This window comes from Streptomyces sp. NPDC002520 (assembly GCF_053595235.1).
This window is the reverse complement of record NZ_JBSFXG010000002.1, coordinates 133,047-146,632: the sequence shown is the minus strand read 5'-3', so window position 1 is coordinate 146,632 and position 13,586 is coordinate 133,047. Positions and strand designations below refer to the sequence as shown.

Sequence of the window (13,586 nt, the reverse complement as noted above, 5' to 3'; positions counted from 1 at the left end):
ACACGCCTCTCCGATACCGGCCACTTCGGTCTCTTATTCATAACGGGTCTGGACCAGAAGACCGGAACCGTACCGTCGTTGGAGGCACCCCCGTGCACCCCGAATCCCACAGACCCACCCGGACCACCGTGTCCCGCCGCACGCTGCTCGGCGGCGCCGCGGCCGCAGGCGTCCTGGCCTCGCTGCCGCTGAGCCTGCGCACCGCGCTCGCCGCGCCCGCGCGCCCCGGCAAGCTGGAGGACATCCAGCACGTCGTGGTCTTCATGCAGGAGAACCGGTCGTTCGACCACTACTTCGGCACGATGCAGGGTATCCGCGGCTTCGGTGACCGCGCCGCCGTGCGCGGCGCGGGCGGCCTGCCGGTCACGCACCAGCCCGACCCGTCGCGCCCGGAGGGCTGGCTCGCGCCGTTCGCCATGAACGCCGCGCACACCAACGCCTACCAACAGGGCGCCGCCGCCTTCGGGTTCGGCGACTCGATGAACGCCCGCAACAACGGCATCGCCGACGGGTACGTGACCCGGCGCGGCAGCGGCTGGCTCGGTCAGGGCTACTACGAGCCCGCCGACATGCCGTTCTACAACGCGCTCGCGTCCGTCTTCACCATCTGCGACCACTACTACTGCTCGGTCGAGACCAGCACCAACCCCAACCGCGAGCACCTGATGTCGGGCACCAGCGGCGGCACCGTGCGCGACATCGCCGTCGTCGACAACCAGGAGCCCGGCTTCGAGTGGACGACGTACGCCGAGCGCCTCGAAGCCGCCGGGATCTCCTGGAAGACGTACCAGGCGCAGGAGAACTTCGACGACAACGCGCTCGCCTGGTTCAAGACCTTCCGGGCCGCAAAGCCGGGCGAGGCGCTGTACGAGCGCGGCATGAAGCGGGTCGGCGACCCGGCGCAGGCCAAGGACCCCTGGGCGATGGGGGACGCGCTGGTCGCCGCGTTCGCCGAGGACGTACGCCGCGACGCGCTGCCGCAGGTGTCGTGGATCGTGGCGCCGGCCGCCCTGTCCGAGCACGCCAGCTACGCGCCCCCGAACGGCGAGGACCTGACCGCGCGCCTGCTGTCGGCGCTCGCCGACCACCCGGACGTCTTCGAGAAGACCGCCTTCATCCTCAACTACGACGAACACGGCGGCTTCTTCGACCACCTGCTCCCGCCCGTGCCGCCGCTGGCCGAGGGCCGCGGCAAGTCGAACGTCTCGCCCGACGGCGAGGTCGTCGTCCGCGTCCAGAAGGGCACCTCGTCCTTCTACCGGCCCGTCAACCAGCAGGGCCAGTACCGGGTCAAGGCCGCCGATGGCACGCTGAGCTGGAGCGACACCCTCCCCGACGGCGAGAGCCGGACCGCCGGTCCGTTCCCGCTCGGCCTCGGCATGCGTGTGCCGATGATCGTCGTCTCGCCGTGGACGCGCGGCGGCGCCGTCGCCTCGACCGTGTACGACCACACGTCCGTGATCCAGTTCCTGGAGCAGCGGTTCGGTGTGCACGAGCCGAACATCAGCGCCTGGCGCCGTGAGATCACCGGCGACCTGACGGAGATCTTCGACTTCTCCGGCAAGGAACCGGACTGGCCCACGCTCCCCGACACCAGCGGCAACCGGCAGAAGGTCATCGACACCGGCAAGCTGCCCGCCCCCACCGTGCCCAAGCCGCAGGCCCCGCCGCGCCAGCAGCGCGGCACCCGCACCGCCCGCCCGACCCCGTACCACCTGCACCTGAAGGCCCGTGTCCAGGACGGCAGCCTGACGCTGGACCTCGCCAACCAGGGCACCCAGGGTGCCGTGTTCGCCGTCTACCCGGAGCCTGGCACGGCGCCCCGCCACTACACGCTGGCCGCGCGCACCAGGCTGTCCGACGCCTGGCCCGTCGACGACGGCCACGACCTTCGCGTGCACGGCCCGAACGGCACCCTGTGGCACCTGCGCGGCGACGCCCAGGGAACGTACGACGCCTCCTTCGACCTCGCCGATGACAACCTCAGCGCTCAGGTGCACGTCAGCAACCGCTCCCGTACGACCCGCACGTTCGTCGTCGGCGACCTCGCCTACGGGGGCGGGGTGCGCGAGATACGCGTGCCGGGCGGCGCCGAGCGCACCGTCGACATGCCGGTCGGGCAGGAGGGCTGGTACGACCTCGGTGTCGCGGTGGACGGCGAGCCCCTCTTCCGGCGCCGGTTCGCGGGCCGGGTGCCGAGCCGCGGGCCGGGCGTCACCGACCCGGCGATGGGTCTGCCCGACGCCCTCACCGTCACGGTCACGCTGGGCGCCGCGTCGAGCACGATCGACGAGGCGGTCCTGGTGCCCGGCAGGCCGGCCCGGCTGCGCGCCCGGTTCACGGCGGACGCGACGGACGTGACGTCGCTCGCCGCGTCGCCCCTGCTGCCCGCGGGCTGGCAGGTCAAGGAGATCACGGCCGCGCCCGCGAGCCTGAAGGCCGGCACCTCCGCGACCGCCGAGTGGCAGGTCGACGTGCCCGCCGGCCTGTCGGCGACCGACACCCACCGTCTCCTGGTCACCGCCACCGCCCGCGCCGGTCAGCGGTTCGTGCCGGCCGACGGCGAGCTGAGCGCCCGTACCGCACCGAACATGACCGGTCATCTGCTCGACGAGGACTTCGAGTCGCTCGCGGACGTCCTCGCCCCGGTCACCGGTGTCTCCGGCTGGACGGCCAAGGCGCCCGAGGGCTGGTCGGTCGTCAACGCCCCCGGCATGCCGCAGGGCACGGTCCGTCTGCAGGGCTGGACGTTCCACACCAAGCGCGCCTGGTCGCTCGGCGGGCAGGACCGCGGGAACTTCTCGCGTGCGCTCGGGATCGTCGCGGTCGCCGACCCGGACGACTGGGACGACACCGGATCGCCGTCCAGCAAGGGGAAGTTCGACTCGACGCTCGTCTCCCCCGCCGTCACCGTCCCGTCCGGCACGCAGAAGCTGTACGTCTCCTTCGACTCGCACTACCGCCAGGAAGCCCCGCAGAAGGCGTCCCTCACCGCGGTGTTCGACACGGGCGAGGAGGTGCGGCTGCTGTCCTACAGCTCCGACGCCACAGGCAACGACAACGCCGGCCGCGACGTCGAGAACACCTACGTCACCAAGGAGTTGACCCCGCCGGCGGGCGCGCGGACGGTGACGCTGAAATTCCGTGTGTACGACGCGGGCAACAACTGGTACTGGGCCGTCGACCACGTACGCGTAGACGGCAGCCCCCTCGTCTAGCCGCATCCACACGTGGAAGGGGCGTTCGGTCACAACCGACCGGACGCCCCTTCCGCCGTGTCCCCGCGGCTGCTCGTTGCTCGATGACTGTCAGGGGACAGCGGCTCCGCGGCCACCGAGGCCTCTCGCCCGCCTGGCGGGTCAGGGCGTCCGCCAGGGCCTCTTCCTGGCGGCGCCCAGACTGGTGCCGCTGGTCCCCTGGCTCGTCGGACTCCTGATCGGAGCGGCGATCGCCCTGCTGGGGACCACGACCGGCGGCTCGGTCAACCCGGCCCGCCAGTTCGGACCGGCCATCGCCGCCGGCCGGCTGGACTTTCTCTGGGTCTACCTCCTGGCGCCATTGGTGGGCGCCTTCCTGGCATCGGCACTCTGCAGCGGTCTCCTCAGCCGACGCGCAGGAGAGCACGCCGGCCCGCGTCGTCGGCCGCGGGGAGATCCACAGCCCCGAACGCAGCCGGACACGAACGAGCCCTCCTCTCGATCAGGTCGATCAGGCTGAACAGCGAAGAGGGAGAAGCGGTACCGGTGCCTGAGGGCAAGGGCGCGGAGCACCGACCGCAGCCGGCGCACCGCCACCCGGTCCTCACGGTGCCTACGTCCCGCGAGGATGGTCCTCGGCCTTCAGCTCGAACCAAATGGTCTTGCCGGTGGCCGTCCCCATGCTGCCCCAGGCGTCCGCGAGCAGGTCGAGGAGCTCGATGCCCCGGCCGCCCTCCGCGTCCGGATCGACGGCGTTGCGTGCGGGGCAGGCGGGCTCGGTGTCCTCGACCTCGCACAGCAGGCGGGAGTGAGTCAACCGCAGGTTGAGCCTGAGCGGGCCGCGCGTGTGGCACAGGGCATTGGTGACCACTTCCTGACCAGGAGCTCAGCGGTGTCGGTCAGATGGCCCACAGCCCAGTCGCCCAGCTGCGCGGTCACCAGCCGCCGAGCTCGGCGCACGGAGGTCAGTTCCCGCTGCAAGGGCCAGGAGGCATCCCAGGCGCTGGCGCGGCCGCGCGGCGCGTCCAGCGGTCGCAGCGGCGCGAGCATGCGGGACCACAGGGCCCACTGCCTGGTGAACCACGAAGGCCCAGCGGCTTGAGAGGACCGTCCTCCACGGCGAAAGACGATGGGGTAACCGATGGCACGGGTGGCCATGGGGATCACTCCCTTCCGGGCCGGCGAACGGACGGTCCGCCCGGTGAACGCGCCAGGCGGGGGCCAGGCCCCTTGGACGTAGCAGTCGCTACGTCCAAATATATACGTAACTACTGCTACAGTAAAGATCTCCCCAAAATTGCACTAAACGGATATCTGGGCATCTTCGCCCTCGCGCATCCAGGAGCCCCCATGCCTCGCCCGCCCGATCCGGCCAAGCGACGCGACCTCCTCGAACGGGTTCGCGAGTACGTCATACGCAACGGCCTCGCGGACCTGTCCCTGCGCCCCCTGGCCAAGGCCCTGGACACCAGCGACCGCATGCTCCTGTACTACTTCGGCACCAAGGAGCGGATGATCGCCGAGGCCCTCGGCATCTACGAGCGCCGCCCTCTCCTGCGCACCCGCGACCTACTGGAGACCCTGGGCCCGCCCACGACCCCTGCGGGCCTGCGCCGCTTCCTGGAGGAGGTGTGGCGACAATTCAGCGACCCCGACGTACGGGCCGCACTGCCTCTCTACCTCGAGATCATGAGTGCCAGCGTGCTTCACCCGGACCGCTACGGGCCCGTCATGCGCGACATCGTCACCGAGTGGACAGAGATGCTCACCTCCGTCTTCCGTGACCTCGGCATGCCCCAGGACCGAGCGCGGACACAAGCCACCCTTCTGACCGATGCATACTTCGGCCTGCTGATCGCCCCGCTGGCGGACGGCCACTGGGACCGGGCCCACAAGGCCTTCCACGCCCTCCTGGACAGCCTGGAACCCGGATGGCACACCATGGAGTGATGGTCGCGGCAATCGAGCATGGCGCATGGTCGGCAGCTGTCACCGCCGATTCCCCTCGGACGGCTCGGAGCCACGGGCCAACAAGGCGCCGCTTCCGCACCCGGCGCGGTGCGGGCACCGGCGCCGCGTTCTTGACCGTCAGAGACAGCAGCTTCTTGCCGGTCGGGCCGATCCGGATGTGGGTGTCCATCCGCGGACAGGTAGCCACAACGGCCCTGGGTCCATTGATGTGATCGTCAAGTCGGCTCAGGCGCCAGGGTTCGCCAGCCAACGCAGCGCGCTGAGGCTCGGCAGGAAGAAGTACTCTCCGCCGCGGGTGATGACAAAACGCTCTACGCCGTGCAGGCGGCGCCGGATGGGGTGCTGCGGGATCGTGAAGATACCCGTGCCGTCGTTGTCGCCCGTGAGCAGGTCCTTCTCCTGGTCGAGGCCGGTGAAATGGCCGTCGTTCAGCCATTGCGACTTCACGAATTCAAACTGCCGGTCGAGGTGCGAGCCGATGAAGACGAAGACGATGCCACGGTCGGCGCCGTCGTCGTCCAGGACGCCGACCGGAAGCGGGGGGCCGTAGTTGGTGCCCCGTCGAATCATGTGGTGCAGGCGGACGTCGCCGATGATCTCCGAGTCGCGCGGATTGGCTCGCCTGGCGTGGGCGCCGTGGGGGCAGATCGCGCCGTGCGGATCGGACTCGTAGCGGAAACCGTTGTTGCGCTGGTCGTCCGCTCCCAGGGCCGGGTCGTCGTGCTCGGGCGCCAGGATCAACGGGGCGCCGCTCTGCCAGCGGCCCACGATCTTGGCGGCGAGCAGCGACTCCTCCTCCGGGCTGCCGGAGTTGTCGTGGAGATACCGGCGGAAGGCCGCGACGCGCGTGTGCAGCTTCCGCCAGGCCACGAAGGTGCCGTTGCGGCCCAGCTCGGCCGGCTGCGGCATCGGCGGCAGGTTTCCGGTCTCGTCGGGATAGCCGAGCACGAATTCGCCTGCCTTGAGCACGGAACCGTCACCGGGCGGACTCTCGGCACCGCTGCCTTCGATCGTGGGGTTGCCGATGCCGTCCTTGTAGCCGAAGCTGGTACGCCCTGTGGACAGCTGGTAGAAGTCCTGCCGATGGACGACCTGAAGGCCGGGAAGCTGAGCGTGGGCCTTGCGCGCACGTTCGACGACGACCGCCAATGACTCCTGGTCGGCGGCCAGGAGAGACAGCATGACGTGTACCTGGCCGGTGCCGAAGGGCGGCTCCCAGCGTGCGGGCGCGCTCTCCCCGGTGTCACCGATGAACTCGGCGCGCGCCGCCATGCCCTGCCGAAACTCCTCAGGGAAGGTGTTCAGGGCGGCCGGTGGGACCTGGAGCGCTTCGAGCCCTCGGTACGTCAGTCCGGCGTTGAGGAGCGCGGGCAGGTCCGGTTGCCACCAGTTGGCAGCGGAGTCGACCAGCTCGGCCAGGCGCCCCATCAGCTGCCGCCCGGCAGTGGGATCGTCCACACGCAGCAGCATGTAGGTGCCGACGTACGGTGACGGCCGGTCGCGCAGCACGATGCCCTGAATCTCGTCCAGCTGCAGCGGTGCGGCTTCAGTCGCTGTCATGACATCCTTCCCGTCACGTATCGGCGACTTTGTACCAATTGCCGCTACTGTCGAGACTGTCCGACACGGCCCATCGCGCGATTGACGAGCGCCTGGGCGCGCGGGGTCGCGCGAAGCGCAAGGTTCCACCGCGCGAGCCGAAGCGCTCGCTGGGCATCGCCGCCGACGGTCAGCCAGAACTCCGCCGCGTGATCGACGTACGCCTCGGGGTGGCGCGCCATCAACTCCTCGTAGCGCGCGCCAGCGTGGGCACGCCAGAACCGAGCCTCCGCCGACGCCTCGAACCTGCCCAGGAGGCGGACAAGCCGGGTCGCGTAGTCGGGATCGTCACTGGCGAGGGCCAATCGGCGCAGGCGCTCTATCGCTACGGCCACCCTGCCTTCGGCGGCATCGGCTTCAGCGAGGTGGCCATGCGCCGGCACATAGGACGGCAGTCGGCGAGCGGCCGACTCCAGCCAGACGCGCGCGCTCACCAGTCCGCCCTGGGCCAGCCACATCTGCCCGCACTGGAATTCGAGGATCGCCGGCGGAAAGGGGCTGACCCCGCGGTAGGCGCGATGCGCCGCCAGAAACCATGTCTCGGCCTCGTCGGCCTCGCCGCTCTCGGCAAGACAGCGGGCCATGGCGCCGAGGGCCCTGAAGTCCTGCCCCCTCGACAGCCCCTGCCGATGCAGCGCAAGCGCGTCTGCGTATTGCCCGACCGCCTGGCAGACGGCTGCTCGCTCCTCGTCCACTCTTCTGCGATCGAGCCCCAGCGCAGCCGCCGCGTCCAGATCGTCGAGTGCCGCCGCGAACCGGTGGAAGAGGCCCGCCAGCCTGGCGCGCGCAACAAGTGAGCGAGGATCGCGCGGCGCCTGGTCGACGAACGTCTCGGCCAGCGATGCCGCGCGCTCGGCCTCGTCGATGCGGCCCAGTACGTGCCCGCGCAGAGCGGTCAGCTCCACCAACTCGTCCCAGCCGGCGGCGGTGAGCCTTTCGCGTGCCGCCTGCGACGTCAGTCCTTCGATACGCGCGCCGAGGTTGCCCATGGCGATGACGCCGGCTGTCGTGGGCGGCCTGCCCACAAGGTCGGGCCCTCTCTCACCACCGGCATGAGTGGCCGCCCTGGAACCGCTCATCAGCTTGCGGCGGCCGTCGGGACGGAAACAGGTTCGGGCGGGTCGGGGTTGGGCGGTGCCAGGTACGGGAATTCACGCGAAGCCGGGACGGTCCCGTCGACGCCGTCGCTCACGCGCGGGCCGTGACCCGCGTTGACGATCAGTGTGTAGAGCGTGTCGATGACATCGTCGTTGAGCGACCGGCCGCCACAGGTCTCATGCTCCCGTCCCTCCAGCAAGGCCCGCTCGATCTCGAAATAGCTGTCTTCGGCGTACGGCCTGGCCACGTCCACGACCAGGAAGTCCGCGAGCAGCAGCTCCGTCAGCGGATGCGTCCCGTCCGGCCGCGTCGTCCAGTCCGCCTTGCCGTCGAGGCCGTCGAAGAAGACCAGGTTGGCATTGAGGCGTGCGCGATAGGCGTCCACGTGGCTCGGACCCAGCCGGAACGGGTCTTCCTCGTTGTAGAGATCACGCAGGTCAACGACCTTATTGACGGCGTCGACCCCGTTGTCCGACAGGAGAATGTTCTTGACCTCGGGGCGGCCGAGCCGTTCGAGGCGCACGGGATACGGTCCGACCGTGACGGTTTCCGCCGCAACGGCGAAGACGTTCCCCGAGGCCGCCCCGAACACCCTGGCGACGTCAAGCTCCGCCACGACGGTGAGGACATCGGCGCCCTCCAGGGAGTTCGTGCCCTTCGGTACGAAGGCGAGCCGCCGCCTCGCCCGCGTCTCCACCTCCTTGGCAACGTCCATGAAGAAGGGATCCAGCCGCAGCCCGGCGTAACATCGCACGCCATCGCCCTCGCCGCCCCGCTCGTCATTCACCAGCAACGACACCGGTTCCCCGTTGGGCAGTACGCACGTCCCCCGCTGCATCAACTCCCCGTCGTCATCCGGTCCGACCGGAATCGAGAAGGTCCAGGCAAGCGCGAATTCGTCGATGCCGACATCGATGAGTGAGCCGGAATCTCCCATGGGCACGGATGCCGGACGGACGCGGAAGCGATAGCCGGCAGCGTCGGAGAACAGGGCTCCCGGCCGCGCATTCGGAAAGACATTCATGACGAGGACGAGCCGACCCGACCGGGAGGGGCTGGGAAAGGCATAGAGGTCGGTCAGGTCTACGGCCGGATCGGCCAGGGCGCGGGTGCCGGAAAGATGGTCGGACATGATGCTGCGACCTCCGCTGACGGGGCCGACGCCGACGACCGCGCGCCGTTGCCGGGCCGCCTGGTGGTGTCCAGGCGCCATGGCCACGGGGCTAACGGCTCCTGGGACGCGAGACAGCTGCTAGCTGGACGCGGTATCCAGCAACGCGTTGAACGCCTGCGTGACCTTCTGCGCCTTGGTGGTGTCCTCGACCGTCATGGTCGGATTGGAGGCGTACCACATGTCGGCCTCCACGATCTTCGTCACCAGCCAGTCGACGATGTTCGGAGAGGTCGCCCCGGGCCAGCCCTCGACGACGCCTTCGAACATTTCATCGAACCACGGTGCGGCGTTGGCGAAGATGTCAGCCATGTACGGCTTGAAGTCACCGTCATAGGTGACCGCGCCTATGACCTGAGTGTCATTGTTGATGAACGTGACACGGAAGTCGTGGACAGTGCCGACCACCTTTTCGTACCGAAAGGCGTCGTCCTGGATCTTGGCGGCGTTCTGGTGGAACCTCTCCGCCCCGCCCGGCTTGGCATCGAAGAGAACGGTGATTTCCGCTACCTCCCCGACCCGCTTGCCGAGACCGTCGGGCTGCCTGGTCACGGTTGGAGTCGCCGACCTCGCGGAGCTCTGTGCCGTCATGACTCCCTCTCCCTTTGATCGCCTATCGGCTGGCCTGCGGGCTCTCCTCCGTTCCGAGCGCGTTCCTGAATGCCTACATAGCCAGCTTTGTCGCCCCCCAGGGTGTCGGCAAGACGATCAGGCCCCACAGGTCGACGGCGCATTGCGAGTCCACACCGGAGGCCTCCGGTCCGAAATGTAACGAATCCCGACCTGCTGGATCGCCGAGCCGCCTCCTGTCCAGAGAAGGGGGCTCGAGTGGTCACACAGCGGTACGGAATCCCGATGCCGGGCTCAGACCCACTCCAGCGGCGCCGGCGGGCGAGAGCTCGAAGTACCGGCCGCCTCGAACGCCGCAGCCACCTCGTCCTCGCTCACCCCCGCCAGCGCCTCAACCACCCGATCGAGTGCCTCGCTCACCTCAGTGCGTGTGACCACTCGAAGCGGGCGCAGGCGCACCGTTCTTGACCGTCAGAGGCAGCAACTTCTTGCCGGTCGGGCCGATTTGTATGGCCGTGTCCATCTGCGGGCACACGCCACAGTCGAAGCACGGCGTCCAGCGGCAGTCCTCGACCTCGGTCTCGTCGAGGGCGTCCTGCCAGTCCTCCCAGAGCCAGTCCTTGTCCAGGCCGGAGTCGAGGTGGTCCCAGGGGAGGACCTCCTCGTAGGTGCGCTCGCGGGTGGTGTACCAGTCGACGTCCACGCCGAACTGCGCGAGCGCCTTGTCGGCGCAGGCCATCCAGCGGTCGTAGGAGAAGTGCTCGCGCCAGCCGTCGAAGCGGCCGCCGTCCTCGTAGACGGCGCGGATGACCGCGCCGATGCGGCGGTCGCCGCGGGAGAGCAGGCCCTCCACGATGCCGGGCTTGCCGTCGTGGTAGCGGAAGCCGATCGAGCGGCCGTACTTCTTGTCGCCGCGGATCTTGTCGCGGAGCTTCTCCAGACGGGCGTCCGTCTCCTCGGCGGAGAGCTGCGGCGCCCACTGGAAGGGGGTGTGGGGCTTGGGGACGAAGCCGCCGATCGAGACCGTGCAGCGGATGTCGTTGGAGCCCGAGACCTCGCGGCCCTTCTGGATGACGTGCGTCGCCATGTCGGCGATCTGGAGGACGTCGTCGTCGGTCTCCGTCGGCAGGCCGCACATGAAGTACAGCTTCACCTGGCGCCAGCCGTTGCCGTAGGCGGTGGCCACGGTACGGATGAGGTCTTCCTCGGAGACCATCTTGTTGATGACCTTGCGCATGCGCTCCGAGCCGCCCTCGGGGGCGAAGGTGAGGCCCGAACGGCGGCCGTTGCGGGTCAGCTCGTTCGCCAGGTCGACGTTGAAGGCGTCGACGCGGGTGGAGGGCAGGGACAGGCCGATCTTGTCGTCCGTGTAGCGGTCGGCCAGGCCCTTGGCGATGTCGCCGATCTCGGAGTGGTCCGCGGAGGAGAGGGAGAGAAGGCCGACCTCCTCGAAGCCGGTCGCCTTGAGGCCCTTGTCGACCATGTCGCCGATGCCCGTGATGGAGCGCTCACGCACCGGGCGGGTGATCATGCCGGCCTGACAGAAGCGGCAGCCGCGGGTGCAGCCGCGGAAGATCTCCACGGACATGCGCTCGTGCACGGTCTCGGCGAGGGGCACGAGGGGCTGCTTGGGGTACGGCCACTCGTCCAGGTCCATGACCGTGTGCTTGGAGACACGCCACGGGACGCCCGACTTGTTGGGCACGACACGGGCGATACGGCCGTCGGGGAGGTACTCGACGTCGTAGAAGGCCGGGATGTACACCGAGCCCGTCTTCGCTAGACGGAACAGGACCTCCTCGCGGCCGCCGGGGCAGCCCTCCGCCTTCCACTCGCGGATGATCCGCGTCATGTCGAGCACGGCCTGCTCGCCGTCGCCGATGATCGCCGCGTCGATGAAGTCGGCGATCGGCTCGGGGTTGAAGGCCGCGTGACCGCCGGCGAGGACGATCGGGTCGTCGATCGTGCGGTCCTTGGACTGGAGGGGGATGCCGGCCAGGTCCAGGGCCGTGAGCATGTTCGTGTAGCCGAGCTCCGTGGAGAAGCTCAGGCCGAACACGTCGAAGGCCTTCACCGGGCGGTGGCTGTCGACCGTGAACTGCGGGACGGCATGCTCACGCATCAGCGCCTCGAGGTCCGGCCATACGCTGTAGGTGCGCTCGGCGAGGACGCCGTCCTGCTCGTTGAGTACCTCGTAGAGGATCATGACGCCCTGGTTGGGCAGACCCACCTCGTACGCGTCCGGGTACATGAGCGCCCAGCGGACGTCGCAGCTGTCCCACTCCTTGACGGTGGAGTTCAGCTCGCCGCCCACGTACTGGATCGGCTTCTGCACATGCGGGAGCAGGGCCTCGAGCTGCGGGAAGACCGACTCGACAGACATCGCGGGAACCTTCGTAAGTGACAGGGGTGACCATCTAGGCTACCCCGACCGGACGACGCCCCCGTACGCTCAGACGGCCGTCGCGGATGTGATCTCCCGCCACAGCCCCGGCAGCTCCTCCTCCACCGCTGCTGCCGCCGCCTCCTCCTTGCCGTAGAGCAGGCCGTACGTGAAGGTGTTCTCGCCCGCCGCGTGGGCGACGGCGGACAGTTCGCGCAGGGTGCCTCGGGCCATGACGCTGTCCTGGTGTTCGCCGAGGAGGCTGGTCAGGGACTTCATGGACTTGGCGAGGGAGCGGGCGGGGGTGCCGAGGGCGGGGACGGCCGCCTCGCCGGCGTAGCGGGTGCGCTTGGCCTTCTTGCGGGCTTCGTGGATGGCGATGTCGCGTTCCTCGCCGGGGGGCTGGTGCAGGGCTTCGGTGACCAGGCGGGAGACCTTCGCGAGGTCCTTGTGCAGGGCCTTGGTGATCGTCTTCTCCGGCTTTCCCGTGGCCTTGGGCCGCAGTGGCGGGTCGGCGAGCAGGGCGTCGATGGCGTCGAGCAGGGCCAGGTAGCGGGCGGAGTCGAGGATCGCGACGACGTGGCCGCGGGCGCTGTCGTGCCGGGTGCTCGCCCAGGTGGTGAGGCGCCTGCGTACGGGGCCGTCGATGAGGGCGGACGGGATGTCGTCGAGGACGGCGAGCAGGCGCTCGGCCAGTACTTCCTGGTCGCGGCCCACGCCCAGCTCGCCGGCCAGCCACTTCAGCTCGGCGGCGACGGGGGTGGTGACGGTGGGGTCGAGGACCGTGCCGAAGGTGCGGAAGGTGCTGCGCATGCGGCGGGTGGCGACGCGCATCTGGTGGACGGAGTCGGGCAGGTCGCGGCGGACGCCCGGGTCGTACGCGAGGATCGCGTCGCGCTGGGTGCGTACGTAGGCGAGGACGTGGTCGCCGGCGGTGACGGGCTTCGCGCGCCGGGCGGTGGCGGGGCGCGGGCCGCCGGTCCGTTCCAGTGCCCGGGCGAGCTTGGACGGCGACGTGGACGGCCGTACGCCCGCCTTGCGCAGGCGTTTCTCGACCTTGTCGAGGAAGGCCGGGTCGCCGTCGTCGGCGAGTTCGACCTCGATCTCGGTCCACTGGACGGTGCCGCCGGCCCGGTTGAGCCGGTCGGCGGTCACGGCGTCGACGCTCGCCTCGGCGAGCAGGGTGCCGTCGGCGTCGACCAGGTGGCGCAGGTCGCGGGCGGAGCGGAGCCGGACGACGGGGACCAGTTCGGCGTCGCGGACACGGCAGCGGACCAGCGCGGCGAGTTCGTCGGGGACGGTGTCCGACAGCGGCGCCTGGATCTCGTCGCGGACGCCGGGGGCGACGGGGAACTTCAGGTGCCAGCCGGCGTCGGTGCCTCCGGTGCGGCGGCGCAGGGTGAGAAAGGCCGCGGCCAGGCGTTCGTCGGCGGTGTCGTAGTACGTGGCGTCCAGTTCGACGAGGCCTTTGTCGAGGACGTCCGCCACCGAGCCGACGCCGGTCAGGTCGGGCAGGCCGCTCTCGTCGGATTCGTACTTGCGCTCGATCTCGCGTTTCGCATCCGCCATGAACTGAATCTAGTTGCTGATCGGCCGG

Annotated in this window: 9 protein-coding genes and 1 pseudogene; 3 read left to right on the top strand and 7 right to left on the bottom strand. The window is 69.6% G+C overall.

Going from position 1 to position 13,586, the window contains the following annotated elements; all coding sequences use genetic code 11:
- Positions 1–128: 128 nt before the first annotated feature.
- A complete protein-coding gene (locus ACWD5D_RS03710) occupies positions 129–3,218 on the top strand; it encodes a phosphocholine-specific phospholipase C (RefSeq protein ID WP_451371148.1) in 3,090 nt (1,029 codons plus the stop codon).
- 184 nt (positions 3,219–3,402) lie between these two features.
- Positions 3,403–3,717, top strand: coding sequence for an aquaporin (locus tag ACWD5D_RS03705; RefSeq protein ID WP_451371147.1), 315 nt, complete (start codon positions 3,403–3,405; stop codon positions 3,715–3,717).
- Positions 3,718–3,810: 93 nt separating this feature from the next.
- Here the strand turns inward: ACWD5D_RS03705 and ACWD5D_RS03700 are convergent.
- Positions 3,811–4,355: pseudogene (locus ACWD5D_RS03700) on the bottom strand (ATP-binding protein).
- 192 nt (positions 4,356–4,547) lie between these two features.
- Between ACWD5D_RS03700 and ACWD5D_RS03695 the strand changes: the two are divergent.
- Positions 4,548–5,147, top strand: a complete 600-nt coding sequence (locus ACWD5D_RS03695) for a TetR/AcrR family transcriptional regulator (RefSeq protein WP_451371146.1) — start codon at positions 4,548–4,550, stop codon at positions 5,145–5,147.
- 246 nt (positions 5,148–5,393) lie between these two features.
- Here the strand turns inward: ACWD5D_RS03695 and ACWD5D_RS03690 are convergent, their stop codons facing one another.
- From ACWD5D_RS03690 to ACWD5D_RS03665, 6 genes are all read right to left on the bottom strand, one after another.
- Complete coding sequence (locus ACWD5D_RS03690) at positions 5,394–6,728, bottom strand: Dyp-type peroxidase (protein ID WP_451371145.1); 1,335 nt, start codon at positions 6,726–6,728, stop codon at positions 5,394–5,396.
- Positions 6,729–6,772: 44 nt separating this feature from the next.
- Positions 6,773–7,756, bottom strand: coding sequence for a hypothetical protein (locus ACWD5D_RS03685; protein ID WP_451371144.1), 984 nt, complete (start codon positions 7,754–7,756; stop codon positions 6,773–6,775).
- A gap of 89 nt (positions 7,757–7,845) precedes the next feature.
- Entirely contained in the window at positions 7,846–9,078 is a 1,233-nt protein-coding gene (locus tag ACWD5D_RS03680) for a DUF4331 family protein (RefSeq protein WP_451371567.1), read from the bottom strand.
- A gap of 39 nt (positions 9,079–9,117) precedes the next feature.
- Positions 9,118–9,588, bottom strand: a complete 471-nt coding sequence (locus tag ACWD5D_RS03675) for a hypothetical protein (protein ID WP_451371143.1) — start codon at positions 9,586–9,588, stop codon at positions 9,118–9,120.
- A 439-nt stretch (positions 9,589–10,027) separates the two neighbouring features.
- A complete protein-coding gene (locus ACWD5D_RS03670; protein WP_451371142.1) occupies positions 10,028–11,989 on the bottom strand; it encodes a TIGR03960 family B12-binding radical SAM protein in 1,962 nt (653 codons plus the stop codon).
- 69 nt (positions 11,990–12,058) lie between these two features.
- Positions 12,059–13,558 carry a CYTH and CHAD domain-containing protein gene (locus ACWD5D_RS03665; protein WP_451371141.1) on the bottom strand — a complete coding sequence of 500 codons (1,500 nt, stop codon included), beginning with the start codon at positions 13,556–13,558 and terminating at the stop codon, positions 12,059–12,061.
- Between the last annotated feature and the right edge of the window lie 28 nt (positions 13,559–13,586).